General features: G+C 42.1%; 28 protein-coding genes and 1 tRNA gene. 16 read left to right on the forward strand and 13 right to left on the reverse strand.

Features of this window, described 5'->3' with window-relative positions:
- Positions 1 to 11 precede the first annotated feature (11 nt).
- Positions 12 to 1,025 (forward strand): DUF6588 family protein, encoded by a 1,014-nt coding sequence (locus tag BFP97_RS00490; RefSeq protein ID WP_139135133.1) that lies wholly within the window; start codon positions 12 to 14, stop codon positions 1,023 to 1,025.
- Positions 1,026 to 1,155: 130 nt separating this feature from the next.
- Here the strand turns inward: BFP97_RS00490 and BFP97_RS00495 are convergent, their stop codons facing one another.
- Complete coding sequence (locus tag BFP97_RS00495; protein WP_069840538.1) at positions 1,156 to 1,929, reverse strand: enoyl-CoA hydratase-related protein; 774 nt, start codon at positions 1,927 to 1,929, stop codon at positions 1,156 to 1,158.
- A 67-nt stretch (positions 1,930 to 1,996) separates the two neighbouring features.
- Between BFP97_RS00495 and BFP97_RS00500 the strand changes: the two genes are divergently transcribed.
- Positions 1,997 to 2,491 carry a low molecular weight protein-tyrosine-phosphatase gene (locus BFP97_RS00500; RefSeq protein ID WP_069840539.1) on the forward strand — a complete coding sequence of 165 codons (495 nt, stop codon included), beginning with the start codon at positions 1,997 to 1,999 and terminating at the stop codon, positions 2,489 to 2,491.
- Positions 2,492 to 2,586: 95 nt separating this feature from the next.
- Here the strand turns inward: BFP97_RS00500 and BFP97_RS00505 are convergent, their stop codons facing one another.
- The gene (locus tag BFP97_RS00505) at positions 2,587 to 3,846 is read right to left on the reverse strand and encodes an aspartate kinase (protein WP_069840540.1); all 1,260 of its coding nucleotides are present in this window, start codon (positions 3,844 to 3,846) and stop codon (positions 2,587 to 2,589) included.
- Positions 3,847 to 3,919: 73 nt separating this feature from the next.
- On the opposite strand from BFP97_RS00505, the gene fbp reads away from it, so the two are divergent.
- Positions 3,920 to 4,915, forward strand: coding sequence for a class 1 fructose-bisphosphatase (fbp, locus tag BFP97_RS00510; protein ID WP_069840541.1), 996 nt, complete (start codon positions 3,920 to 3,922; stop codon positions 4,913 to 4,915).
- Here the strand turns inward: fbp and BFP97_RS00515 are convergent.
- The 5 genes from BFP97_RS00515 to BFP97_RS00535 form a co-directional block, all read right to left on the reverse strand.
- Complete coding sequence (locus BFP97_RS00515; protein WP_083262347.1) at positions 4,912 to 5,232, reverse strand: hypothetical protein; 321 nt, start codon at positions 5,230 to 5,232, stop codon at positions 4,912 to 4,914. The two genes, fbp and BFP97_RS00515, sit on opposite strands and share 4 nt — an antisense overlap.
- 15 nt (positions 5,233 to 5,247) lie before the next feature.
- Positions 5,248 to 5,679, reverse strand: a complete 432-nt coding sequence (locus BFP97_RS00520) for a DUF5606 domain-containing protein (protein WP_069840542.1) — start codon at positions 5,677 to 5,679, stop codon at positions 5,248 to 5,250.
- A 63-nt stretch (positions 5,680 to 5,742) separates the two neighbouring features.
- Positions 5,743 to 6,333, reverse strand: a complete 591-nt coding sequence (yihA, locus tag BFP97_RS00525) for a ribosome biogenesis GTP-binding protein YihA/YsxC (protein ID WP_069840543.1) — start codon at positions 6,331 to 6,333, stop codon at positions 5,743 to 5,745.
- A 16-nt stretch (positions 6,334 to 6,349) separates the two neighbouring features.
- Positions 6,350 to 6,961, reverse strand: coding sequence for an SMI1/KNR4 family protein (locus tag BFP97_RS00530; RefSeq protein ID WP_069840544.1), 612 nt, complete (start codon positions 6,959 to 6,961; stop codon positions 6,350 to 6,352).
- A 17-nt stretch (positions 6,962 to 6,978) separates the two neighbouring features.
- Positions 6,979 to 7,284 carry a hypothetical protein gene (locus tag BFP97_RS00535; protein ID WP_069840545.1) on the reverse strand — a complete coding sequence of 102 codons (306 nt, stop codon included), beginning with the start codon at positions 7,282 to 7,284 and terminating at the stop codon, positions 6,979 to 6,981.
- 77 nt (positions 7,285 to 7,361) lie between these two features.
- On the opposite strand from BFP97_RS00535, the gene BFP97_RS00540 reads away from it, so the two are divergent.
- Positions 7,362 to 7,790 (forward strand): peptidylprolyl isomerase, encoded by a 429-nt coding sequence (locus BFP97_RS00540; RefSeq protein WP_069840546.1) that lies wholly within the window; start codon positions 7,362 to 7,364, stop codon positions 7,788 to 7,790.
- Positions 7,791 to 7,861: 71 nt separating this feature from the next.
- On the opposite strand, the gene BFP97_RS00545 is transcribed toward BFP97_RS00540, so the two are convergent.
- Positions 7,862 to 8,437, reverse strand: coding sequence for a hypothetical protein (locus tag BFP97_RS00545; protein ID WP_069840547.1), 576 nt, complete (start codon positions 8,435 to 8,437; stop codon positions 7,862 to 7,864).
- 171 nt (positions 8,438 to 8,608) lie between these two features.
- Here BFP97_RS00545 and ubiE point away from each other — a divergent pair, with 171 nt between their 5' ends.
- The 5 genes from ubiE to BFP97_RS00570 all read left to right on the forward strand — a co-directional run bounded on the left by ubiE (position 8,609) and on the right by BFP97_RS00570 (position 14,021).
- On the forward strand, positions 8,609 to 9,331 hold the full coding sequence (gene ubiE / locus BFP97_RS00550) for a bifunctional demethylmenaquinone methyltransferase/2-methoxy-6-polyprenyl-1,4-benzoquinol methylase UbiE (RefSeq protein WP_069840548.1): 723 nt from the start codon (positions 8,609 to 8,611) through the stop codon (positions 9,329 to 9,331).
- Complete coding sequence (locus BFP97_RS00555; protein WP_069840549.1) at positions 9,280 to 10,020, forward strand: outer membrane beta-barrel protein; 741 nt, start codon at positions 9,280 to 9,282, stop codon at positions 10,018 to 10,020. The genes ubiE and BFP97_RS00555 overlap by 52 nt, the downstream gene beginning before the upstream one ends.
- A 63-nt stretch (positions 10,021 to 10,083) precedes the next feature.
- Positions 10,084 to 10,830, forward strand: a complete 747-nt coding sequence (locus tag BFP97_RS00560) for an SDR family NAD(P)-dependent oxidoreductase (RefSeq protein ID WP_069840550.1) — start codon at positions 10,084 to 10,086, stop codon at positions 10,828 to 10,830.
- 1 nt (position 10,831) lies between these two features.
- Positions 10,832 to 11,419, forward strand: coding sequence for a hypothetical protein (locus BFP97_RS00565; protein WP_069840551.1), 588 nt, complete (start codon positions 10,832 to 10,834; stop codon positions 11,417 to 11,419).
- Position 11,420: 1 nt separating this feature from the next.
- Positions 11,421 to 14,021, forward strand: a complete 2,601-nt coding sequence (locus tag BFP97_RS00570; RefSeq protein WP_069840552.1) for a M1 family metallopeptidase — start codon at positions 11,421 to 11,423, stop codon at positions 14,019 to 14,021.
- A gap of 185 nt (positions 14,022 to 14,206) precedes the next feature.
- Here BFP97_RS00570 and BFP97_RS00575 read toward each other — a convergent pair whose 3' ends face one another.
- Both BFP97_RS00575 and gap read right to left on the reverse strand, forming a co-directional pair.
- Complete coding sequence (locus BFP97_RS00575; RefSeq protein ID WP_069840553.1) at positions 14,207 to 14,824, reverse strand: hypothetical protein; 618 nt, start codon at positions 14,822 to 14,824, stop codon at positions 14,207 to 14,209.
- Positions 14,825 to 14,904: 80 nt separating this feature from the next.
- Positions 14,905 to 15,900, reverse strand: coding sequence for a type I glyceraldehyde-3-phosphate dehydrogenase (gene gap / locus BFP97_RS00580; protein ID WP_069840554.1), 996 nt, complete (start codon positions 15,898 to 15,900; stop codon positions 14,905 to 14,907).
- Positions 15,901 to 16,077: 177 nt separating this feature from the next.
- Between gap and BFP97_RS00585 the strand changes: the two genes are divergently transcribed.
- From BFP97_RS00585 to BFP97_RS20160, 3 genes are all read left to right on the forward strand, one after another.
- Positions 16,078 to 16,149 (forward strand) — tRNA-Glu (locus BFP97_RS00585).
- A gap of 320 nt (positions 16,150 to 16,469) precedes the next feature.
- Positions 16,470 to 18,830 carry an ABC transporter permease gene (locus BFP97_RS00590; RefSeq protein ID WP_069840555.1) on the forward strand — a complete coding sequence of 787 codons (2,361 nt, stop codon included), beginning with the start codon at positions 16,470 to 16,472 and terminating at the stop codon, positions 18,828 to 18,830.
- Positions 18,831 to 18,888: 58 nt separating this feature from the next.
- On the forward strand, positions 18,889 to 19,041 hold the full coding sequence (locus BFP97_RS20160) for a PspC domain-containing protein (RefSeq protein ID WP_083262348.1): 153 nt from the start codon (positions 18,889 to 18,891) through the stop codon (positions 19,039 to 19,041).
- A gap of 14 nt (positions 19,042 to 19,055) precedes the next feature.
- On the opposite strand, the gene BFP97_RS00595 is transcribed toward BFP97_RS20160, so the two are convergent.
- Together BFP97_RS00595 and treF are read right to left on the reverse strand one after the other, a co-directional pair.
- Complete coding sequence (locus BFP97_RS00595) at positions 19,056 to 19,670, reverse strand: hypothetical protein (RefSeq protein ID WP_139135134.1); 615 nt, start codon at positions 19,668 to 19,670, stop codon at positions 19,056 to 19,058.
- A gap of 88 nt (positions 19,671 to 19,758) precedes the next feature.
- Positions 19,759 to 21,261, reverse strand: coding sequence for an alpha,alpha-trehalase TreF (gene treF, locus BFP97_RS00600; RefSeq protein WP_069840557.1), 1,503 nt, complete (start codon positions 21,259 to 21,261; stop codon positions 19,759 to 19,761).
- Positions 21,262 to 21,414: 153 nt separating this feature from the next.
- Here treF and BFP97_RS00605 point away from each other — a divergent pair, with 153 nt between their 5' ends.
- The 4 genes from BFP97_RS00605 (at position 21,415) to BFP97_RS00620 (ending at position 25,264) form a co-directional block, all read left to right on the forward strand.
- The gene (locus BFP97_RS00605) at positions 21,415 to 22,563 is read left to right on the forward strand and encodes an NAD(P)/FAD-dependent oxidoreductase (RefSeq protein WP_069840558.1); all 1,149 of its coding nucleotides are present in this window, start codon (positions 21,415 to 21,417) and stop codon (positions 22,561 to 22,563) included.
- A 106-nt stretch (positions 22,564 to 22,669) separates the two neighbouring features.
- Positions 22,670 to 23,170 carry an RNA polymerase sigma factor gene (locus BFP97_RS00610; protein WP_069840559.1) on the forward strand — a complete coding sequence of 167 codons (501 nt, stop codon included), beginning with the start codon at positions 22,670 to 22,672 and terminating at the stop codon, positions 23,168 to 23,170.
- A gap of 16 nt (positions 23,171 to 23,186) precedes the next feature.
- Positions 23,187 to 23,783, forward strand: coding sequence for a hypothetical protein (locus BFP97_RS00615; protein ID WP_139135135.1), 597 nt, complete (start codon positions 23,187 to 23,189; stop codon positions 23,781 to 23,783).
- Between the two features lie 92 nt (positions 23,784 to 23,875).
- The gene (locus BFP97_RS00620; RefSeq protein WP_069840561.1) at positions 23,876 to 25,264 is read left to right on the forward strand and encodes an alpha/beta hydrolase family protein; all 1,389 of its coding nucleotides are present in this window, start codon (positions 23,876 to 23,878) and stop codon (positions 25,262 to 25,264) included.
- Between the two features lie 383 nt (positions 25,265 to 25,647).
- Here the strand turns inward: BFP97_RS00620 and BFP97_RS00625 are convergent, their stop codons facing one another.
- Positions 25,648 to 26,187 (reverse strand): GNAT family N-acetyltransferase, encoded by a 540-nt coding sequence (locus BFP97_RS00625; RefSeq protein WP_221406579.1) that lies wholly within the window; start codon positions 26,185 to 26,187, stop codon positions 25,648 to 25,650.
- Between the last annotated feature and the right edge of the window lie 170 nt (positions 26,188 to 26,357).

The raw sequence follows: 26,357 nt of genomic DNA on the forward strand, positions 1-26,357 counted from the left end.
ACATTCACTACATGAAAAAGACTTTACTAATACTTTTTGCAGCATGTTTTTTGGCTACTACACCAAACATGGCGAAGGCGCAAGGCCTTGATTTTGACAGTTTTCTCGAAGCAGGTATCGATGATGCCAGTTTACTTTTAGAGAGTTATTTGCAACCGGCCTTTGAAGGCTTTGGTTTTGGGATGAACAGTGGTTGGTATAATACTGCCAAGACTCATAAATTCTTGGGCTTTGACCTGACCGGAAGCATATCACTTGCTAGAGTGCCTGATAGTCGACAATTCTTTACGCTACCGACAGGGTTAACGAATGTAAGCTTGACCAATCCATCGGATACACGGAGGTTACCTACCATCTTTGGTCCAAACTTAGGGGCTGATGACTTACCGGAGTTACGTTTTACAGATGATAATGGCGAAGAGGTCATTAGGATATCAGCACCAACGGGTCTGGGTATAGACGAGGATATAGTACCTTTTAACGCAGTGCCTGTACCAATGGTACAACTTGGCTTAGGTCTTTTCAAAGGTACAGAGGTCAAGTTGAGATACATTCCAGAGCAAGATTTTGACGGAGATGGTGGTATTAAACTCTTCGGTATTGGCGTAATGCATGATATCAAGCAATATCTGCCAGCCGAAAAGCTCTTGCCTTTTGATCTTTCATTGTTCTTAGGATATACGAACCTTGAGTCTTACGTCAATATTGATGAAGATGCTGGGCAAACAGCAGAGTTTAATGCTAGTGCATGGACCGTTCAAGGAGTGATATCTAAGAAAATATTATTCTTCACCGCCTTTGCAGGACTTGGGTATTCGAATTATGATATTGACTTCAATATGTTGGGTAACTATACTACCGAGACAACCACTTTTACTGATCCGGTCAGTCTGACTTACAAAGACAATGGAATCAGAACAAATATTGGTGTGCGGGTCAAATTGCTTTTCTTAACAATAACAGGAGAGTATGCCTTACAAGAGTACAATACCTTGACTGCTGGTGTGGGTATTAGTATTAGATAATAATCAAAACTAAAAAGCTACGTCATTCTGAACCTGCCTACCGGCAAGGCAGGTTTATTTCAGAATCCAAAATACTGGATTGAATAGATCCTGACTCAAGTTCAGGATGACGTTTTCTTATTTTATCTAACTAGTTTCCTTTAAAATCTGGTTTTCGTTTTTCAACAAAAGCATTCATGCCTTCCTTCTGATCATTTGCGGAGAAGAGCATGTAGAAGTTCTTTCGTTCAAAATGAAGTCCTTCTTCCAGATGAACCTCGTAAGATCTTTTGACTGATTCCTTAGCCATTTGAACCGCAATTGGAGACATGGCTGCGATCTCTTTGGCAAGCTTTATAGCCTCTTCTAGATAGAGCTCTATCGGAACGATTTTATTGATGAGGCCATACCCCAGAGCTTCATCAGCTGAAATGAACTTGCCAGTTAGGACCAACTCCATGGCCTTGGCCTTTCCTAAAGCTTTCGTGAGTCGCTGAGTACCACCGGCTCCAGGCATTACGCCAATTTTTATCTCAGGCTGACCGAATTGTGCCGTTTCGGATGCCACTATCATATCACAGGTCATAGCAAGTTCACAGCCACCTCCCAAAGCAAAGCCTGAAACGGCAGCGATAATTGGTTTTCTGGTCTTATTGATTTGATCCCAAGTACTGAACTGATCAACTTTCCACATATCAATGGTGCCTTTGCCTGCCATTTGCTTGATATCGGCCCCTGCAGCAAATGCTCTTTCATTGCCCGTGATTATGATCACTCTTACATCATCGTCCTGATCGAGTTCTTTTAGCGTATCTCTAATTTCTCCCATTAACTGAAGGTTGAGCGCATTCAATTCTTTCGGACGATTCAACTGAATCAGGGCGATATGTTCTGCATATGCCTTATCAACTTTTATAAATTCCATAGGTATGATTAAGCTAATTGATTGTTTTTGCTATTCTCATGCTAATTTAAGAGTCTAATGGAGATCAATGAGTAAAGTGAAAGTCTTATTTGTATGTTTGGGCAATATATGTCGTTCGCCTTTGGCCGAAGGTATATTCAGGCAAAGGGTCATAGAACAAGGTTTGTCCGATCATTTTGATATGGATTCTTGCGGCACTGCTGCTTATCATATTGGAAAAGGCCCTGACACCCGATCGATGGCCAATGCTGAAAAGAATGGTGTTATATACGATCATTCAGCGAGACAATTTGATGTTCAGGATTTCTATGACTTTGATATCATCCTGCCAATGGACGATTCTAATTTTGAAGACGTCATCAGTTTAAGGCCGCCTGATGCCAAGGCCAAGGTTATGAAAATGAGACATTTTGATCCTGTCGACAGAGAAAGTGATGTGCCCGATCCTTACTACGGAGGAGAAAAAGGTTTTCAGGAAGTTTTTGAAATTCTGGACCGATCGATTGATGGACTTTTGGAAGAATTAATAATTAATAATGTAACCTTCCTATCAGCCATGTAGTATTTCCCAATACCCAATACCCAATACCCAATACCCAATACCCAATACCCAATCACCCAATACCCAATACCCAATACCCAATACCCAATACCCAATCACCCCCGATAAACCATTTGAAAGTTATTTCTTGAGCGCTGTTCAATAATGATCTGCTTGCCCTGCATATGCTCGTTAATCGCATCTTGGTCGTAGTTTTTGATGGTAATGATCTCTAATCCCTCATTATAATAGATTAGAAACTCATCCATCAAAGCTGTTCTCAATTGCTCCCTCTTTTTTGGATTGTCATCCATACAAATAGTGAAAGAGATAGCAGAGTTTTGCATCAGGTTGATAGTAAGATTGAGTCTTTTTATATGCTCAAATATCAAGTGAATGTGATGCTCATTAATAAAGGAGAAGTCACTGATCTTAAAAGAGATAACCGTCTGCTTATCCTTATGAATGATGGCAGGGGCAAGGTTTGGTATGATGGTCTCTTCAATAGTCGTTCCTTGGCTTTCTGGCGACTGAAACGAACGGACATACAATGGTATTCCCTTCTGAGCCAGCGGTTTAATTGTCTTTGGGTGAATAACAGAGGCACCATAGTAGGTCATTTCGGCAGCTTCTTTATAAGGTAGCTTTTCGTAAAGGCTTGTCTTCTCAAACTTCTTTGGATCGGCATTTAATACTCCGGGTACGTCCTTCCAGATGGTTACAGATTCAGCACTGACTGAGGTAGCAAAAATCGCTGCACTGAAGTCACTGCCTTCTCTACCAAGTGTAGTGGTCTTAAAATCTGAGTTACTCCCAATAAAGCCCTGGGTCAATACAAGCCCCTCTTCTATAGATCGATTCACCTGAGCTTTGATCATGGCTTGAGAAGCACCCCAATCCACCTTAGCTTGTCGATGCAACCCATCAGTTTTAACGACTTTTCTAGCATCCAACCAGGCAGTGTCAATTCCCTGATTATTTAAAAAGGCTGCGATGATTTTTGTAGAAAGTATTTCGCCTAACGAAACTGTCTGATCATACATGTAATCGTAGCCCATGCTAGAGCTAAATTCATTCAGGCCATTTTCCAACTGCTCGAAAATATCAGAAAGGTCCTTTTTCAACACCTCGTTAGACGAAATGCCTAGATCGTTAATGATGGTTTGGTGAAAATCTTTGATTTCGGAGAGTGCTGTATCCACTTCTCTTTCCTCCATTGTGAGGCTTAGGAGTTGCTCAAAGGCATTCGTCATTTTGCCCATTGCAGAGACAACAACGATTAATTCTTCAGCTTTGTGAGCCTTTATAATCTCACACATGTTTCTGACAGAATCGGCATCTTTTACAGATGCGCCACCAAACTTAAATACTTTCAAGGGACGTGTCTAAATTTTACTAATTTCGCTGCAAGTTATTAACGAATTCCGATAAAAAAATTATCACGTACCTATGGGAAAGGCGGAGAATTCGAGAATTGCGTTGCCGGTGGGCTCGAACCTCGATAGATTTATTATGCGTAATCAGGAGGACTTTCCATTTGCCAGTGGAGAGTTGTCTCAGCTAATCAGAGACTTAGCTTACGCGGGTAAAGTAGTTAACCGCGAAATCAATCGCGCAGGTTTGGCCGACATTACGGGCTCCTATGGCGCAGAAAATGTACAGGGTGAAGCACAACAAAATCTGGATGTTGCAGCTGATATTCGTTTTACGAGAGCGCTTAAGAAGGGCGGAGAAGTAGCGGCCATCATTTCTGAAGAAGTCGAGGAGGTTATTGACCTTAATAACCCAAGAGCAAAGTATATCGTGGCCATAGATCCGTTGGATGGCTCTTCAAACATTGATGTGAACGTCTCTGTAGGAACTATCTTTTCTATTTATAGGAGAGTATCACCAATGGGAAGCCCGGTGATCAAGGAAGATGTATTGCAGAAAGGCAAAGATCAGGTAGCCGCGGGTTATATCCTTTATGGCTCTTCAACCATGTTTGTCTATACCACAGGTAAGGGAGTAAACGGCTTTACTTACGAGCCATCTCTTGGAGAGTATATACTTTCTCACCAGAACATGAAAATTCCTAAGACAGGCTCGATTTATTCCGTAAACGAAGGTGCATCGGGCTCTTTTCCAAATGAGGTCAAGGATTACATTGCAGCGTGTAAAGAGAGAGGGTATTCAGCTCGCTATATTGGTTCTTTGGTGGCTGATTTTCATCGAAACGTCTTGAAAGGAGGGATTTACATCTATCCGTCTACCGAAAAAGCTCCAAATGGTAAATTAAGGTTGATGTATGAGTGCAATGCGCTCGCATTTATTGCTGAGGAAGCTGGAGGCAAAGCCACTGATGGAGCCAATCGCATCATGGAAATTGAGCCGACTTCTCTGCATCAAAGAGTGCCATTTTTTGTAGGGAGCAAAGAAATGGTAAAAGAGGCTTCTACCCTCTAAGAAGAGTACTTCTTCCGAGTCTCTACCTTTTGAAGCTGTCGATCCAGAATCATTTTGGTAACAACAGAGGCAGGGTTATCATTTGATAAGGCCAGAGCTTCCTTGAGTTTCTCTTCAGAAACATCGATCCGGTAAAGAATATTGATGAGCCTGTTGAAATCTTTTGCCATCAGGTCTTCTACTACTCGCATAATCATGAGGAAAGCCTGGTCATAAGCAATGTCCTTTCTTTCTTCGAGCTTGAGATAAGACTTATCCAGCTGAAAGTCCTTCTCGAATAGCACAAGGCTGCTGATTAAGTCACTTTGCTGGCTCATTACTATACTTTCGGTTTATTCCTCTGAAGCTTCGTCTTCTGTCGTGGCAGTTTCCTGAAAAGACTCAGGTGCAATCTTAGATAATAGGTTGTACCAAGTCACTAGTTTCTTGATATCAGATACATAGACTCTATCTTCATCGTAATCCGGAAGCACATGCTTTAGGAATGACTTTAGTTCATCACCATCTGAGTTCTTATCCAACCCAGTATCGCCATCAAATTCTGAATGAATTTTTTGCATCACCTCATTCAGGGGCGTGGCTCCTTCAGTAGTGTGGGTGTAAATAGAAATTTCACTAAGTATTGATACCTGAGCATCGGCACCTACTACGAGTTTTGACTTTTTCTCATCAAGAGATTCCAGAATGACACCGTTTTTAGTAGGTCTTAAAACTCTAAATAATCCGCCTTTGCCTGATACGGATGCTATTTCTTCAAACTTCATAAATGCTTTGGTTCAATATTGCTTCAAAGTAAATCTAAGCTGATGCCTAAATCAAAGAAAAACTCAACTTTCGAGAATATGCTCTATATATTCAGACAACTCAGGTTTACCGAGTCCTGTTTCGGATGATGTCAAGAAAATCATAGGAAGATCTTCCCAGGTTTGTCTGAGTACCTTCTTAAACTTGGCAATGGCCTGATTTCCTTTATTGATAGATTGCTTGTCTGCCTTGGTAAATACAAGTGCCAAAGGAATACCATTCTCGCCTAGCCATTGAATGAATTCAAGGTCTATCTTTTGTGGATCGAGTCGTGAATCGATCAGCACAAATACGATTTGAAGATTTTCACGATTGATCAGGTAGTCTTGGATCATCTGGCCCCATGCCGCTCGATTCTTCTTACTTGTTTTGGCATAACCATAACCCGGCAAGTCGACCAAATACCAGCTTTCGTCAATCAAGAAGTGATTAATCAATTGAGTCTTTCCTGGTTTTCCGGAAGTCTTGGCCAAACCCTTTCGTGCTGCCATCATATTGATAAGTGAGGACTTGCCTACATTCGATCGACCAATAAATGCAAATTCCGGTTTGTCGGGTTTTGGGCATTTACGATAGTCAGTATTGCTGATTACAAATTGGGCCTGATCGAACATGCTGCAAAGGTAGCACTTAGCCGAGAACTATTTCTCTCAAATCTTCTATCAAATGGCTTTGTGGTCTTAAACCGAAACTAAAAATCCCTGGTTCTTCTTCAACAATAGAGTTGTCTACATTACCTACCAAAACTTCGTTGGAGATCAATTCGAAAAATGAGGTCAGATCTCGCGCGACAACAAACTTTTCATATTGATCTCTTCCGAAATTAATCACTTGGCCTATTTGCCCCTTTTCTGCTGGATCAAAATCGATACCTATGTGGTTACCGGCAAAGTCTGAGAATAAAGGAATCCATTTTGGGTTAGTGTAGCCGACTTGAATAGCGTCTTGAGGATAAGAGCTTCCGAGGCTATCATTTTTGTATTGTTTCCAGTCGTTCAGAGTTTGAGCAATCTCTGTCAATGACAGAAACTTAAAGCCAAGGAAAACACCCTCTGTTGCGTTTTTGGTGCTACCATTATTCAAAGTGTAGAGGTCAAAAAAATCCTGAGACAACTCAAAACCTAAAGACTCTTGAAATTTGGTTAACTGGACTTTAGAAGCTCCTTCTATTAAAGAGTTATAAAGTGGTGGAAAGCGTTCCTCAAGCCATCTGGTATAAATTGACCAATACTCAATTAACATGGACCTTAAGTTTGATTTTAAAGTTGATCATCATATTGAAACTCAATTTCGAATTTCTTATTCGGATAAAGTTTGAAGAATGCCTTGTTCCATTCTGACTTGTTTCCATGACCAACAGTTAAGTTGTAGAGGGCATGAATGGAGTCGGAGTTGATTCTGAATTTATCGGGCATCAAATATTCTATTCCATCATTTTCAAGATAGGCTCTGTAACCTGCCATATTTGGCTGTCTTTCTAACTCAATCATTGCAAATTTATAAGTCTTATTGGCAGGGATGGCTTCTTGCAAAGCCATCCCGAAGTGTTCAAAAATTTCTTCCATGCTTAAAATTCATTTATAGTCAATTTTTTTAGTATACCTTTGCCACCCTTAAAAAAGCATTTATAATTAAAATCAATATGCAAGTAGCAAAAAAAGGGGACCAGGTAAAGGTTCACTACACAGGAAAATTAACTGATGGGACCATTTTTGATTCATCAGAAGGAAGAGCTCCTTTGGAGTTTGAAGTAGGTGCAGGTATGATGATCAAGGGCTTCGATGCAGCCGTAGATGGTATGGCCATTGGGGCAAAGGTTACGGCTGAGATTCCAGCTGCTGAAGCATACGGAGAGGCAAGAGAAGATATGATTATAGATGTGCCAAGAGCAAATCTTCCCGAAGACCTTAACCCAGAAGTAGGTCAACAATTGGCTATGAGCCAGCCAAATGGTCAGCAAGTACCAGTAAAGGTTAAAGAAGTGAGAGATGATGTTGTAGTTATCGATGCTAACCACGACTTGGCAGGAAAAGACCTGATCTTCGATATCGAACTTGTCGAAATAGGGTAAACTCGTACCTAAAGAAATTTAAGATGAACCCCGACTTGTCGGGGTTTTTTATTGCCGTTTTCGGTTAAAGATTAGTTGATAAAAAGTTCCTCTTTATACTTTTCTTTAAATTCATTGGCTTTTCTCTTCAGGTCTTCTATTCTGAACAAAACAGTACGAAGGTGTTTGACAGTGTATTTTGCACGTGTGTATTCTGACATGTCTGGATCGGCCTTCAGCATAAACTCTGTGTGTAAATCAAAGACACTAGTCAGCCTGTCATATTCAATGTATACCTCTGCAATATCTAAGAAAAGGCTTCTCGTGAACTTCGCTGTAATACCGCTTTCTTTACTTGATTGCCATGCAAGAGATGACATTTCGGGACGGCCAATACCAAAATTGAAGTTGGCCTTTTTGCCGCTTTCGTACATTTCAATAGCATAGTTTAGAGAATCAAAGGCTTGCTGATTAGTGTTAGGACCTCTCTCTAATATATTTAGGAAATAGTCGATTTCCATTGAAATGTCCGAGAGTGCTTTACCTATTCTCTTTTGATCTTTCCTTTGTTCCTTCCAAGAGTCTAATGTGAGTGCGAGTAGTACGGCAAAAACGATGGAGAAAATTTCCAGACTCAAAGTTTTAAGAGATACGTTCCTTTTTTTCATAATGGAGATGGGTAGTTAAACGGAGCTTTCCGAGTGGCCTATTGTGAATTTAGTAAGATTTGATCGAGCTATTGAAAATGTTGTGTCTTGTTGAGTGGATATTACCTTTTTTTAACAATTTCAGTAATCACCCTGTTTCCTTCGTATTATTGCACCCAGATTGAATAAGCGATGGCCGTAGTTCCTTATAAAGAGAAGCAAACCACAAAAAAAGAGCAGGTAGCAGAGATGTTTAATAACATCAGCCACCGATATGATTTCCTGAATCACTTCTTGAGTTTGGGTATAGATATTCTTTGGAGAAAGAAAGCGATAAAACTCCTAAAAGCAGATCAGCCAAAGCAAATTCTTGATATCGCTACAGGTACGGGAGACTTTGCCATAGAAGCCTTGGCACTTAAGCCTGATCGCATTGTTGGAGTAGACATTTCCTCTGGTATGCTTGAGATGGGCAAGCAGAAAATGAAGCGAAAAGGGGTAGATCACATCATCGATATGCAAATGGGCGATAGTGAGAAGCTGCTTTTTGAAGACAATACCTTTGATGCTAGCATCGTTGCATTTGGTGTAAGGAACTTCGAAAACCTAAAACAAGGCCTTAGCGATATGCATAGGGTAATTAAACCAGGCGGAAAGGCAGTGATTATTGAATTTTCAAGGCCACGATCCTTTCCGATGAAGCAGCTTTACAACTTTTATTTTAAGTCGATTCTCCCGATTATTGGAAAACTGATTTCTAAGGATCAATCGGCTTATACCTATCTACCAGAGTCGGTAGATGCTTTTCCGGATGGTCAGAATTTTTTGGACATCCTTAGTGCGGTTGGATATAAGAAGACTGAATGCAAACCTTTGACATTTGGCATCGCCTCGATTTACATCGGGCAAAAATAGTTGCCTTAGTACTTTTTTTCTCAATACTTCAGGTAGACGCCCAGACGCGTAAGGCCGGAGTAACCCTTCACAGGGTGAAAAGCGATCAAAAGACTTTCAAGTATGGATTTATGCTCGGGGTGCATAGTAATAGCTATGGCATAAAGTATTCCGATCGATTTGATACGCCTGAATATGACCAGATAAGCTCTATTATTTCAGAAACCAGTGCTGGTTTTGATCTGGGTTTTATGGTAAATATTCGCCTTGCCGATCAATTCTCAATTCGACTAGTACCCGTCAAAATTGGTCTTTATCAGAGTACTGTGAACTATCAATATGTGGATGGTTCGGTGGATGCTCAGCTCATTGAGAGCACACGCATTGAACCGGGCATTTTCATGAAGTACAGGTCCATCAGAAGGAATAACTCCCGGATGTATTTGATTGCTGGTCTAAGCGGTTCTTTTAGATCCGGTAAAGAAGATCTGGTGACCAATCAGGATCGACTCGAAATCAGAAAGGCGAATGTAAAGGTTGAAGTAGGCTTTGGCCTAGAACGTTATTTTGAGTTTTTTAAATTCTCACCCGAGATTCGATATGCACGAGGCTTATTGGATGTCATGAACCCGCAAGACAATATATTCCATAATGGGTTGAGTAGAATTTCCACCCATAATTTCACCCTGTATCTCCATTTCTCCGACTGAGTAATCTTTCCATTTTGGATTGGCTAATTTCTTTTAAATTCACTGCTCATTAATCATTAAAAAATGAGCAAAATCGCATTCATTACTGGAGCTACTTCAGGCATTGGCAAGGCAACAGCCTTATTATTAGCAGAAGAGGGGTATAACCTGATTATTTGTGGTCGCAGAAAAGATCGGCTTCAGGCATTGACGGCTGAAGTCAAGGTAAAGACACTGGAACTGAGCTTTGATGTGCGCAATAGGAAAGAAGTTGAAGAAGCGATTAATTCAATCCCGGAAGATTGGAGAGCTGTTGATGTCTTGTTGAATAATGCAGGTAATGCACACGGATTGTCCAAGATTCAAAATGGAGATGTTGACGATTGGGATGCGATGATCGACATCAATGTCAAGGGCTTACTTTACGTGACTAAGTCACTTGTTGGGGGTATGATATCCAAAGGTGCCGGACATATAGTCAATATTGGTTCGATAGCGGGTAAGGAGGTCTATCCTAATGGCAATGTATACTGTGCTTCTAAACATGCAGTGGATGCCATCAATAATGGGATGCGCCTAGACCTAAATGGAACAGGGGTAAAAGTCTCCCAAGTCTGTCCTGGTTTGGTGGAAACTGAGTTCTCCATGGTTCGGTTTAAGGGCGATGCCGATAGGTCAAAGTCCGTTTATGAAGGATTTGATGCATTAACGGCTTATGATGTGGCAGACCTGATCCGCTTTATCGTTACCAGGCCAGCGCATGTAAATATTAGTGATACTATCATTTTTCCAGCAGCACAAGCTGCATCAACAATTGTAGATAAAAAGTAATATGGAAGAGCAGAGAGCAGAGGGAGAGAGAGCAGAGGGGCTTCCAATCCCAGATATTTTTTTAAATAGTGACACAAAAGGACCTTTGACCAATTGTGTGCAGTGTGATTACGACCTGATGAAGGGAGATCGCTATTACATGATCGAAAAGGTTTTCAAAAAGTATCCATCATTTCAGAAAACTGAAGTCCTATTTGAGTATGCGGTATGCTCGACTTGCTATGAGAATATGAAGGACCAGATGTCGGCTGAGAGTATGGCCAACCTGTCCGAGTATATGATGATGAATACGGATTTTGGGGCCATGCAGCTGCGAATCCAAGAGTTTCCGGACGATCCTGAAAAATGGCTTTCACATTGCATGATTAAAGGAACACCTAAAGAAGAGATGACAGAGTTTCAAATGGGTGCCTGCTTTAAAGGTGATCGTTTGGTGACCAATTTTATGCCTCCCTTTATGATCGGTGAGTTGGCTATGGAAGAGATGAATAATCTACTTTCAAAAGAGACCAAAGACGAGATGGATGATTTTATGGGGGAGAATTTCGGAATCCCACCAGAGTTGAGAAAAGACCTAATCCTTATTTGATATGAAGAAGTACCTCGCAGTTTTAGTCCTTTCAATTACCCTGTTTGCCTGCAATAAGGAGGAAAAGTTGGCAGTGGAGTCAGGTGTCTCGCTTGAACTGGCTGAACATAGAAAAGAGGTGCTTTCTATCATTAACTACAAGCTGGAGTTCCGGGTGCCTGATAATATCGACCAACAGATTCAAGCCTTAGAAGATCTCACATTCAATCTGAAAGACAATTCACAAGACCTTCAACTGGATTTTAAGGAAAGCCAAGAGAAACTGAAGGGTTTGATAGTCAACGGCAAAAGCCAGGAGCTGGTGATAGAAAACGAACACATAATCCTCAAAAAGGAAAACCTCAAAGTAGGCTTCAATCAAGTTGAGATCAATTTCTTTGCTGGGGAGACATCCTTAAACCGAAAGGAGGAATTTCTATATACGCTTTTCGTTCCCGATCGTGCAAGGACTGCCTTTCCAGTTTTCGATCAGCCCAATCTTAAGGCTACTTTCGAACTTACTCTTGATCTTCCCGCTAATTGGACAGCGATAAGTAATGGGCCCATCGCTGTTGCAGCGGTGAAGGATGGCCGGAAGAACTATCTGTTTCACAAATCTGACTTGATCAGTACCTATCTTTTTTCCTTTGTAGCAGGAGAGTTTGAGGTGGCCAGCAAAACGGTTGCTGGCCGTGAAATGACCATGCTACATCGCGAAAGTGATCAGGAGAAAGTTGATCGTAACCTTGATCTCATTTTCTATCTACATGCCGCTTCTCTACAGTGGTTGGAAGAGTATTCAGGTATTAAATATCCATTTAAAAAACTCGACTTTGCCTTAATTCCAAGCTTTCAATATGGCGGCATGGAGCATGTAGGTGCGATTCAGTACCGTGCAAATTCACTGATGCTGGATAAGGACCCTTCTCAAAGTCAATTGCTAGGAAGGGCCAGTTTGATTGCTCATGAGGTAGCACATATGTGGTTTGGTAATCTGGTGACGATGGATTGGTTCAATGATGTGTGGACCAAAGAAGTCTTTGCCAATTTTATGGCGGCCAAAATGGTAAACCCAAGCTTTCCAGATATCAATCACGACCTCAATTTCTTAGTAAGGCATTATCCTTCGGCCTACTCGGTCGATCGTACAAAAGGAGCAAATCCAATCCGGCAATTCTTGCCTAACCTTAAAGAGGCAGGGCAGATGTATGGTGCGATTATCTACAACAAGGCACCTATTATGATGCGTCAGTTAGAAGCAATGTTGGGAGAGGAGGCCTTTCAGGCTGGCATGCGTGAGTATCTGTCCACTTTTTCAAACAAGAACGCCACATGGCCAGACCTGATACAAATACTAGATAAGCGAACCCCGGAGAACTTGAATGAGTGGAGTGAGGTTTGGGTGAATACTCCTGGTAGACCACATTTCGATATTTCAGCAGAGAAGAAGGACAATCAGGTCATTGTCAAGCTAGCACAAAATGACCCGGATGGAGAGAGAGTGTGGGCACAGGCTTTACAGTTAAACCTATACAACCTTCAGCGGTCGGAAAAGAAGGAGGTACTGCTATACTCCAATAACGTACCTTATACGGTTGAGTTAAAACCTTATTGGGACTTCTTCGAAGCCTTGCCCAATGCCGATGGGATAGGCTACGGCTTATTTCCAGCCAATTATTCAATGATTCAGAGTCGTTGGGATCAATTGAGCGAAGTAGAGAAAGGCACTATGCTTATCAATCTTTATGAAAACCTTTTGGAACCTGATAACTATGGAAAGGAAGGCCAATATAGTCCTGAGCGATATGTTCAATTGATTAAATGGATGGTAGTGAAAGAAAAGAATCAACTACTGCTCAATCAAATGTTAAGGCAATTAAGCTCGGTGTATTGGAACCTATTGACTGAGGAACAAAGGCAGAGTGCAGCACCTGATTTGGAGCGCACATTGTTTCATGTCATGAATGACAAAACGGATGATCCTTCAGTGAAAAAGATTTTCTTCAATGCATTCAGAAATGTGGCAATCACAGATGTGAACCTTGAAAGACTTAGAAGCATCTGGGCAGGTGAGAGTCATTCGAAGGTGGCAGGACTAAACCTCTCAGAGAATGACCTAACGAGTTTGGCGGGCCAATTGGCCATCAAACGCCCTGAGATTTCTGAAGAGATTTTGACTCAGCAACTGGAGAATATCAAGAATCCAGATCGTAAAAAGCGATTTGAGTTTATTCTTCCCTCACTATCGGCAGACAGCGAAGTAAGAGATCAATTCTTTGCTTCCCTGAAAGATGAAAAGAATCGTGAAACCGAATCGTGGGTGCTTGGTGGTTTAGGAAACCTGCATCACCCATTAAGGAGAAGAGAAAGTGAAAAGTACATCACGGAAAGCCTGGAATTACTGCAAGAGATTCAGATTACAGGAGATATTTTCTTTCCAAAAAGGTGGCTAGATCAGACTTTAGGAAATCATAATACAGAATCAGCTGCAAAAATGATTGAGGACTTTCTTGATCAAAACCCAAACTATAATGCCCAGCTAAAGATGAAAATTCTCCAGGCTGGAGATATGACCTTCCGCGCTTCTGAGATTTTGAAGAAAACAAGTCTGAAAGTAGAATAAGGACAAAAAAATAACCCCTCACATGGAGCGGCTTTCTTAATGACCTGTTTTTACGACTTAGGGCTGTCTTACATTATAATTGCCCCATTTTATAGCGACTTGGGTTTGTCATTTCGTTAGTAAAACTAGGTCTAGGCCCTTGAAGTTCCATCGATGCAAGATTATCTTTTTGTTAATGATACCTGTTATAGAGGCTGACGTCTGTTTATTTGATCATTGATTGTCAAAAAGTGTAGAGCCATTAGTAATCTGACCTTAGGGTTTACTAGGTCTGACTTTTTTAAAGTCAAAGCAATATGCCCAACGTTAGTAGGACTAATATCTCCTGCTGCCATTAGTGTCTTTACATAATACTGAATGAAGTCCGATACTTCTCCATAGGCAATGTAGCTCATCACATCGCTTTCAGCTTTCAGGTTGATTGAGATATATTTAGTTGGCTCAGGTCCAAACTGGACGGTTCCCAAACTCCATGTGTTAGAGAAGAAGTAAGAATCTAATGTTTGATAAAAAGTCCGCTGTTCATTGAAGTCAAAAGGGAATGATGTGGCCTCTTGGCCTTCAAAGTATGCCCTCATTTCGAGTCTAAACTCATCATAGTGCTTGAATTTATCCGGCTCGCTCATGGTTGATGATATTCCAATTGATTTCTCAAAAAAGAGCATGGTTTGAGAGATGCTTTCGGACAACCTGGAATCATTGAGGTCTTGAACCGTTGAGGATTTTGATTCAAGATTATTGCATGAATTTAAGATGGAAAGCAACAATGGAAGTAATAGAAGATGTGTTATTGCCGATTTCATTCACCTCAATTTAAACTGCCTAGTGTAATAAAAAAAGCCTCGACATGTCGAGGCTTTTAAAGCTATATTTCGTGAGTTGCTTATCCAACGATTCTTTCGATCAAATCAGCAGCTCTGTTAGAGTAACCTGCTTCATTGTCATACCAGCCTACAACTTTAACTAGAGTCCCTTGAGCTGAAGTCAATTGAGAATCAAAAATGTTAGAGTGAGGGTTTCCAACGATATCAATCGATACGATTGGATCTTCAGTGTATTCCAAAATGCCTTTCATTGGCCCCTCAGCGGCAGCTTTCATTGCAGCATTGATTTCCTCTTTTGTAGCTTCTTTCTTCAAGACTACTGTAAGGTCCGTCAATGAACCATCAGGAATTGGAACTCGCATTGCGATACCATCCAGCTTACCTGCCAAGTGTGGCAACACCAAACCAACTGCTTTGGCGGCTCCAGTCGATGTAGGGATAATGGAGTAAGCGCCTGCTCTTGCTCTTCTCAAATCTCTGTGAGGAGCATCTTGCAACCTCTGATCAGAGGTGTAAGCATGAACCGTAGTGATATAACCGTGCTCGATACCGAAAGCATCGTCCAATACTTTAGCCATTGGAGCAAGGCAGTTGGTTGTACAAGAGGCATTAGAAAGGATGGTTTCCTCACCAGTCATTGTATCGTCATTTACGCCAAGTACCACTGTAGGTACTCCACCTTTTGCTGGGGCAGAAATTACTACTTTTTTAGCACCAGCTTCTAAGTGTTGTCCAGCACCAGCTTCATCTAGGAAGAAACCAGTAGACTCTAAAACAACTTCAACACCTAGGTCTCCCCATGGAAGATTTCTTGGTTCTCTTTCAGCGTATATCTTGATTTCTTTTCCATTTACAATGATGCCATCCTCTGTTGCAGAAACGGTACCATCGAATCTACCATGTACTGAATCATACTTCAATAAATGGGCTAGGGTAGTAGTATCAGTCAGATCGTTGATCGCTACTACTTCAATGTTTTCTTTTTTCAATAATGCTTTGAAAGTCAATCTTCCGATTCTTCCAAAACCATTAATCGCTACTCTTGTCATAGACATAATCCTTAACGGTTTAAAAGGTTATTTTTTGGAGGCGTAAAGCTAAGAAAGCTGTGCTCCTTTTCAAACTTTAATCATACTAAGGCAGAGTTAGTTCCACTGAAAACGATTGTAATTTTTTAGGGTGGAATTTTTTGCAAATAAAATAGCGACATCTATATTTGCAGTCCTTAGAATGGTCCGTTCGTCTAGGGGTTAGGACGCCAGGTTTTCATCCTGGTAACAGGGGTTCGATTCCCCTACGGACTACTTGAAGAGAGCCCCGACATGTCGGGGCTTTTTTCGTTTCGTCCTAGGGGTAAGCGCGACAGCCCTGCCGAATCCTAAATTGATGCACAAGATCAATTCTTAACGGATCGTCCTTCTACGGACTACTTTTGATGAGCTCAGTTGACGCTATGCTTTTTCATTTCCCCTGTTCGATAATGCTCGTAAGGCTGATCGCTGGCGTTCAGTTTTAGTGTATCTTTATCATTCAAAAATGCTAAATAGTGTCTTTACGGCCTTGATAGGCGATTTTCATTCTTTGGTATTTTTTTTGAGTAATTCCGACCAGCTTAGTCGATAGAATGCTAAAAAATTACCTCAAAATTGCATTTCGGAACCTAATCAAACGAAAGGTGACATCCCTTGTCAACCTATTGGGTTTGAGCATAGGTATCACATTAACGGTTTTACTCATCCTGTATGCTCAGTATGAGTTGGACTTTGATAAATTCCACAAAGCCCCAGAGCAAACCTACCGACTTCTGAGAATGGAAGACTTGGGGAACAATACTCAAATCGTTGCGAAGACGAGTCCTCGGATCATGTTGTCGCTGACCGAGGAGTTTTCAGAAATCGAAAGTACAACACTACTTTTTAAGCATTGGAATGTACCACTCTTGAGCGAGGAAGACAAAGGGTTCTATGAACAAGACTTTCTATTTGCGGACTCTTCTTTTTTCGATGTTTTTGGATATGAACTGATTCTTGGAGATCCTGAAACGGCCCTTTCAGAACCAAATTCATTGGTGATTACTGAGCAGATGGCCAAGAAGTATTTCGGGGATGAGGACCCAATGGGTAGGGTTTTAAGGTATGAACTAAAATATGATCTAGAAGTGACCGGTGTAGTAAAGGACCCTGGGAATGTTGGTTCGCATTTTGAGTTTGATTTTTTGGCTTCCATGCCGACTCTACCGAGAGTGATGACCCTTGACGTGCTTACAGGTGGTTATAATGGCTTTTACAGTTATATCCATTTTAGACCGGATACGGATATTCAATCATTCAAAACACGCTATGCAGAATGGTTGATGGATCGTTTCCCAGAGGAGCGAATTCGCATCCAACCGCTGTTGGATATTCACTTGAGATCTGACGCTATTTCTGAGATCGAAGGGCAAAGCGATATCATGTTCGTGCGTGTGGTATTGATCATTGCCATAGTGGTGATCATTTTGGCAACTATCAACTATATCAATTCTGCTGTATCTACTTCGGTGGAAAGACTCAAAGAGATGGGTGTGAGAATGGTCTCCGGAGCCTTTGCCCAGCATATCTATTTTCAATTCATTCTAGAAGCCTTTCTGACGATTGCCATTGCTATAGTCGTCTCTTTGATTGCACTATACTTTATGATCACACCATTCAACGCAATGTTGGATACTAACCTGATCCTGAATCCTATTGCGCAATGGCAAATTTGGTCGGTGATCGCAGGTCTGATCATGCTCACTGCAGTGATTTCAGGAATGGCTCCGGCCATTGTTATTCTCAGAATGGACCTTACCGATGTCTTGCTTAATGTAGTCACGCTGGGAAGGATCGGTTATTTGAGAAAAGGCTTAATGGTCTTTCAATTTGTGGTTTCTGTAGTCCTTATTGTTGGCGCAGTAACCATTAACCGACAGGCCGCTTTCGTTAAATCTAAAGATCTGGGCTTTGATCAAAGTCAGGTTATAGTAGTGCCTATTCGGGATAGAGGAATTCATACGGGTTATGAAAGCTTCAAGGATAACGTGTTGGGTATTGCAGGAGTGACAGCCGTATCCAGAGCCAGCACAATACCAGGCAGACCTTATGCTGCCAAATACTACAAGCCAGAACCAGCTGCTCTGGATTCTATTCTAATGAATGTCGGGAGCATTGACGATCATTATTTTCAGTCGTTGGACATTCGTCTACTAACCGGTACGGATTTCGAATTCCTCAGGGATGAACTGACAAATCCGGTGGTAGTAAACGAGACAGTGATTGAGGCATTTGAACTAGGTGATCCATTGGAGGCTTTGGGTAAACCGATGTACCATAATGGGCAGAAGTTTATGATCGTTGGGGTAATTCAGGACTTTAATTATGAAACACTCCATAAACGCATACAACCTTTAGTGATTCAACCTGGAGTGGCTCTAGAAGATTTTATGATTATTAAATATCAAGGAGTGAATGGTGATGCGGTGGCAAGGCAACTGTCTGATTTATGGTATTTGACGGCTTACGAACAACCCTTTACGTATTCTTCCTTGTCAGATGATCTGGCTTCTCTATATCAGTCTGAGAAGGTATGGGGAGATATTGGCAATCTGTCCATGCTCGTTTCAGTATTAATCGGTGCCCTTGGTGTATTCGGACTCGTCTCCCTTGTTGTCCAAAAGAGGTTTAAAGAAATGGGTTTAAGGAAAATATTTGGAGCCTCTCATGGCAATATCATCGGTATCATTTACAGCGAATTCTTCGCTATACTCTTTGTGACACTACTTATAGCTGTGCCTTCTGCATACCTTTTGGCGCAGCTATGGCTGCAAGACTTTGCTTATAGAATTGATGTGCCGATCGATGGTTTTGTCATCGCAATGGCCTTATTGGCTTCAGTCACTTGTCTTGCCGTGTTGTTCCACACCTTAAGAGCGCTCGCCAAAGACCCAATCAATGCGTTGAGCGACTAATATACGGTTTGCAGTTTTTGGATAAAACCACTATTATGAACATCTAAATTTTGGATGTATGATTTTAGGTGTATGCGGATGGCTCGGTGAAAAAATGGGTATCCAGGAGTCAAGTATCAGAATAGGATTTGTAGTAGCCTTCTTTTTGTTTGGGGCAGGACTGGGACTTTACCTGATTCTTTGGTTGGTAAAGGTTTTGTCAAAAGATTAAACTGCAAAATTTTCTTATTCCTCATTAATAGAAGCAAGCGCTTCCAAATCTAAGGAAAGCGTAAGCTCAAATTGGTCTGGAGCTTGAAGCAGAACGTTTCTGCCTGCAATTTCTAATTCAATGTTAAGCCGGCCTAATAATAATGATCGATTGGCTATTGCCAGGCCGTCAAATGTTACAGTACCATTAGTAGCATCGAAAATCACCTCCTTCGATAGAACGGTTTGATTGTTATTGAGAGTAACTGTATTATCTAAGTTCGAAATCGAAAAAGATGTAAGTCTTGTGGGGAATCCAAAATCATCCAGAATGCTAATAGTCACATCAAAAATTCCAACACTGTTAACGGTTTCCCATCCGCTGATGTCATAATACATAGCACTGATGGTGGGGTCTAAAAACTCATCAGCATCCTGAACATCAAAATCTGCAATGGTTACAAACCTCAATTCCTGAATCCTTTCCGGGTTGGTAATCGCTATGTTTTGATTCGATGGCAGACTTCTCCAGTCAATGGTAAAAGACTGTTCGATTTCACCAGTAATTACTTGGAAGGGATTGTCATCTTCACCACTAGAGCATGAAATAATTAGTACGAGGGCTGATAATAGAAGTAGTTTCTTTTTCATCACCATAGTTTTAAGAACATCAAAATTACATAATTCCGACTTGATAACGACCAACTCTGTCAATCGCTACATCCTTAATCGTATTTCTTTATTCTTCGGAGAGAAGTTTGAGTAGCACTCCGTTAGTCCAACCAAAGCCATCTTGGACTGGATACTCACCACCACCGCTGAGTAAATTGGTATCCATCACATTGTATTTCTCCATCAATTTGCCGGTGTTTTTGAACACCTTCACATTTAAAGAAACCCATCGTTCTTTGATAGCGCCTGCTAACTGATCGTGACCATAGTTTCTCAGACCTTTGATCGCCATCCATTGCAGTGGTGCCCATCCATTCGGTGCGTCCCATTGTTGTCCGGATTCATAATTAGTAGTAAGCAAACCACCATCTTTTAATAGCTCCTGATCAATTATTTTGGCGACACCTCTTGCCTGATCGGCACTGGCAAGTTCAAAGAAGAGAGGGAATGCTGCTGCCGCATTGATCGATTTGGTTTGGGTTTTGTCTACCCAATTGTAATCGAAATAGTAATGATTTTCCTCGTTCCAGAAATAGGTGTTGATAGCCTGTTTTCTGTTTTCACAAAGCTGGATATAGCGTTCACATTGTTCCTGATTTCCATTTTCTTGATGGATGCTGGCAATCAATTTCTCTAAATGGTAAAGCAGGCAATTTAGATCCACCTGAACCAACTCTGTAGTACGGATCGTGTCCAATTTATCAAAATCAGCACACCAACGAGAGCTGAAGTCCCAACCTGACTCGCATGCAGCTCGAATATTTAGAAGCGTTTGTTTTCCTGCCTCTCCCTGAGAAGCGATCAGTTCCACATCATCCTGATACATTTCTGCTCTTGGATTAGGGATATTGTCAAAATGACGATTGAGTATGGAGCCATCATCCATCAACACTACGCGTTTGTAAGAGGGAGCTTCCGAGGTTAATGCATCTGCACCTTCCATCCAAAAGCTATATTCTTTTTCTAGGGCAGATAGGAATCTATTGAGTACTGATCGATCTTTTTCTTCGGCCAATAGAGCTACCATCAACGAAAAGAAGGGAGGCTGAGATCTTCCCAAATAGTAGCTTCGGTTTCCATTGGGGATAAACCCAATTTCCTCGATCATCCATGCGAAATTCTTAACCATATCTTCGATCATATCGACTCGCTCGCTTACTGCCAGACCTAACATGGTAAAGTAGCTATCCCAATAGTAGATTTCATTGAAGCGTCCGCCAGGCACGATGTACGGATACGGAAGTTGTATCAGTGTGGAATAGGCCTCTTTTTCTTCAGGTGTTCGGGCCAAAATGTTCCAAAGTTTGTTAATGTGTTCTGCGACAGGGGCCTCAGTATTACTTACATAGTTTGTCTCTCGCGTGACTGCTTTTGAGAAATGTTCATCGAAGAAAGCCTTCAGTTCGAAATTGGTGTTTTCCCTTTGGTTCCGGTAGGCCAAAAGAACCTGAGCTGGGTCTTCTGTTAATAAGGCGTCAGAAATTTCTTTCCCATCCGCCCACAGGCCCGAGGCATGAAGGTCTGTAAAAAGCTCCTGAAGATCTTTTTCTAAGTGAAGTGTTTTGGCCATAGTCGATTCAATGTTGAATGACCATTAAGTTAAGGTTTAGATTGTATAAATTCATCAGAACTCCGGTCGAAAGACTCGACAAGTAGTAGGAGCAGGTTGGTCAAGCAGAAAGACTCGACAAAAGGTAGAAATGAAAATAGAGAGAAGCATTAGATGTCAAAATCCATAATCGTTGTAGGAGCAGGTGCATGGGGTGGCTGGACGGCTTTCCACTTACAAAAGGCTGGCTTTGAGGTGACCCTAATTGACAAAAAGGGCCCTGGAAATGTAGATTCAGGAAGTGGGGGCAAAACTCGGATTATCCGCCTGGCCTATGGTGGTAGTAAAGCCTATACCGAGCTAACCGCCCAGTCTTTTGAATTATGGGAAGAATACTCAAGGGCTTGGAATGATCAATTATATCATGAAAAGGGTGCTTTATGGATGTTTAGAGGTATAACACCCGCCTATGCCGAATTGTCTGTTCCTCTAATGAAAGAAAAAGGGTTTTCTCTTGATTTGCTAGATATGGATGACTTGAAGTCTAAGTATCCCCAATTCAATTTGACCGACATCACCAGTGCTTATTGGGAACCCAAAGTGGCTTATCTCGAGGCGAGCAGGGCATGCGGTGTAGTGGCCGAGAAATTTATAGAAGCCGATGGCAAATATTTAAAAGACGAGGTGATCGGTATTAATTACGATGGAGGTAAGATCAAATCTTTAAGGTTGCAGGAAAGGGGATCTATTCAAGCTGATGAATATGTTTTCGCCTGCGGTCCTTGGCTTCAAAAGCTGGTTCCGGAAATGAAGGACCACATTCATGTTTCCAGACATGAAGTATACCATTTCGATGCTCCTGAAGCCTACAATGATCTACCTATTTGGTTAGAATTCCGGGAAGGAGACCAGATGTACTACGGCATTCCCGATCACTTTGGGCATGGCTTTAAGTTTGCTTATGACGAAAGAAGATGGTCCCTCGACCCAGATCATAGCGATCGGGGAATTACGAATGAAATTCTTGATAAGATGAGTGGTGTGTTGTCCAACAGGTTTCCGGAACTCGAAGGTTCAGGCGTGTTAAAGCATCATACCTGTGTTTATGAGAATTCCCGAGACGGTAACTTTATCATTCATAAGCTGCCTAAGGCAAATAATGCCTTGATGCTGGCAGGATCGTCAGGGCATGGCTTTAAGATGGGGCCCGCGATCGGCAAGCTGATTAGTGATCATTTGACTAACCAAAAGGCTATCCCCGAGGAATTTTCTATGACTCGATTTTCAACACAAACAAATAGAAAGAGCCAGTATGAGGTTTGATTTAATCTCTTGTTTTTCAGGTATTTGTGATAGGTCTAAAACTTTTTTCTCCCCTTCTGTAAGAAATCGATAGTCCCTAAGTACTAACTTATTGACAATTCGCTCAATGACAGAACAAATACAATCTCAAGTCTTCAATGACTGGTTAAAAGACCACAAGGGCATCCTCTTTAAAGTAGTAAGGGCCTATGGTGCTAACCTGGAAGACCAGGAAGATCTCTTTCAGGAGATTGCTGTTCAGGTCTGGCGATCTGTCCCAAAATTCAGGAACGACTGCGCAGTCACCACTTGGATGTATAGAATAGCACTTAACACTGCTCTCAAATGGAGTAGCAAGGAGCGCAAGCATCAGGAGGGGCGAGAAGGTATCGATCAGAAGGCACATGTCTTAACAGAACAATCGGGTTTTGCCGATGAAAGACTAGACTGGCTGTATGAACAAATTGCTCGCTTAGATAATGTAGACAGGTCTTTGTGCCTCTTATTACTAGACGGTTTTAGTTATAAGGAGATGTCGAAGATCGTGGGTATTTCAGAAAGTTACGTGGGGGTAAGGATCAATAGGATCAAAAAACACCTCACCAAACAGTCAGAAAAAGTGACTTAACATGGAGTTTGAAGAAATGAAAAAAATATGGGACACGCAGAATGGTCAGGCAATGTATGCCATTGACGAGACTGCCTTGCACAATCGTGTAATCAAAAAGAAAAACAAGGCCCGAAGAACGGCCGATTTAACAGAGAAGATATTTATCGGTGCCAATCTATTTGCGGCTACCTTAGTCTTAGTGCCAAGTATCATCAAAGACAAGTTCAGCATTACAGGGACCTTAATGATGGTATTGATGTATATAACGGCAGGGTTTATTCTTTATATCAGAAATAAAAGACTCAAAACGCAGGACAACTTTGACAGCAGCATGGTGGGCGATCTGGACAATGCGATCGCCACGGCAGACTATCAGGTGAAGTTTTCAAAGACTAGTCGATTTTACTTATTCTCGGTAGTATTGTTAACACTGGGATCACTTTTAGAGTCAGGAGCCGCCTGGTGGGTGATTTTACTGGTGACTATCTTCTTTGCAGTTACCTATATGGCCGCTCGATGGGAGCACCGAACCTTCTATGTATCACAGAAGAAGGATATCAGAGCCATGCGCGACAAGATTATCAGCATGGAAAATGAAGAACCTGAAGACAAGTTCGATCAGCAAGTCTAAACTCTAATCCAACCACATTCTTAAATAAAAAAAATCGAAGCAAAGGCTTTGGCCAGGACAAGTACGTCCCATTCAAATCAAAAATTACAGTTATGAGATCATTTCAATTAATCATATTCGCACTCTTAATTCAATTCAGCCTTTCAGCTCAAAATATCACGGGCGATTGGTATGGCGAAGTTGGTAACAACACCAAAGTTCAATTCATCTTTCACCTATCAGAAGGGGAAGATGGTTTGATCGCTATTCTCGATATTCCTAGTCAAAACCTTAAAGGCATCAAGACCCAAAAAGTGACCTTTGAAGACAACGAACTCTACATAGATGGAAAGAACCTGGGCTTTGAATACAAAGGAACCTTTAGGCCAGATAGTGCCCATATCGAGGGTAAATTTATGGAAGGCCCCAATGCAGTCCCTTTGGTATTAAGCAGAGAGAAGTTTAAGGCCGCGAAAGCCAAAAGTAGGCCTCAGGAACCTGTGAAGCCATATCCTTACAAGGAAGAACAGGTGGTTTTTGAGAATGCCAAAGATAATGTCTCCCTTGCGGGAACGCTCACGCTCCCTGCTAAGGGTGATCAACATGCGGTAGCCATTCTCATTACGGGCAGTGGCCCTCAGAACCGGGACGAGGAAGTATATGGGCATAAAACCTTTCTTGTGCTGGCCGATCACTTAACCCGTCAGGGGATTGCCGTGCTGCGCTATGACGACAGAGGTGTGAATGAGTCAACTGGTAATTTTGCCGAAGCCACTACTGCCAACTTTGCAACGGATGTTCATAGCGCCATTGCCTATCTTAAAACGCGAACGGACGTCGATCACGAACAAATTGGTTTGATAGGTCATAGCGAAGGAGGGATTATCGCGCCTATGGTGGCTGCCAATTCGGATGATGTCGACTTTATGGTGATTCTTGCCGGAACAGGCGTGTCGGGCTTTGAAACCAACCTGATTCAGGCAGTGACGCTACGTGGCTTTCCGGTGGAAGATGAAGAAGCCTACAAAGCTTTTATGACCGAAGTATTGACCATCGCCTCGGCAGATAAAGATGTGGCCGAGGTGCGTAAGGAATTGACTGCTTACTATGATCAATCACCTTTCTTCGAGATGATGGCGGGGCAGAGTCCACAACGCGATCAAATTCTCAAGAGTTTAGTAGAGGCTCGCACAACGCCTTGGGTCAGGTACTTTATGAATTATAACCCTGCGGAGATGCTGGAGTTGGTGGAATGCCCAGTGCTATCCTTGAATGGTACGCTGGACTTACAAGTAGTGGCAGATGTGAATCAGGCTGGGATCAAGGCTGCCTTGGAAAAGGGGAAGAACAAGGACTTTGAGATCATTGCCTTAGAAGGACTCAATCATATGTTTCAAACTGCCGAAACTGGTGCGATGAAAGAGTATAATAATATCGAAGAGACCTTTGATCCTAAGGCTCTGAAGTTGATTTCAGACTGGATCTTGAAACGGGTGAAGTAACGTTTATGTCCTCCTTTGGAGGAGCCTGCCTGCCGGCAAAGGCAGGGTGCCCGAAGGGCGGAGGAGGCTTTTATATCCACCCCCCTAACCCCCGCCAGCGGGGGACCTAAACAATGAAGATTCGCATAATAAACTGTCCTCCTCCAAAGAAGGAGGACAGCCCCAATCTTTCCATCCTGAGCGAAGCGAAGGAACTTGTTCTTTACGATAAGTCCCTTCGTTACCTCAGGGTAAAAAGGGAGCGTCATTCCGGGCTTGACCCGCCTGCCTATCGCAGGCGGGGAATCTTCTAGCCCTCCTTTGGAGGAACCTGCCTACCGCAGGTAGGGTACCCAAACGCTTACGCTGAAGCTATAGCAAAGGCGCAAGGGCGGAGGAGGTCCTTAACCAATCCGCATACGCATTAAAAAGTCATCCTGCGGATCGCTGCCCAACTGGAAGGTACGGGTATCAAACACTTCCATACCCTGACGTTTGTAGAATTCTATGGCTTTGATATTCTCCTGCCAAACACCCAGCCAAAGCCACTCTGATTTTCTAGATCTGGCAGTCTCTAAAGCGAAGTCGAACAATGTCTTGCCGATGCGTTTGCCCTGAGCTGATTGTCGAACATAAATCCGCTCAATTTCTAAGCCTCTATCAGAGCTGTTGAGTTTCAAATAGCCCAGAATTTCTTCACCGATAGTAGCAAAAAAGAATTCTGAATCAGGAGAGGTCAATTGGGTCTGTACATTCACCAAGTCAAAGCTTTTGGCCAAATAAGCGGAAAGATTCTCCTCCGTATTCTGGGCTTCAAAGGTCTCACGAAAGGTGGTTTCTCCAATCTCTTTAAGTAGTGGGGCTTCTTCGACTCTTACAGGTCTGATGACTAGGCTTTTGGGCATATAGTTGGCAAAGGTAGCTCTCGATAGCTTTAAGGACAAGTTCGGACATATCCACCCCCTAACCCTCGCCACGCTTGCGCAGAAGCTTCAGCGAAGGAGCAGCGGGGGACAATAGTAACGCAAATATATTGTTGAATATGGCTAAGCCTGTCCTCCTCCCTTGGAGGAGCCTGCCTGCCGGCAAAGGCAGGGTGCCTAAAAGGCGGAGG

The sequence above is a fragment of the Roseivirga sp. 4D4 genome (assembly GCF_001747095.1).
GTDB lineage: Bacteria > Bacteroidota > Bacteroidia > Cytophagales > Cyclobacteriaceae > Roseivirga.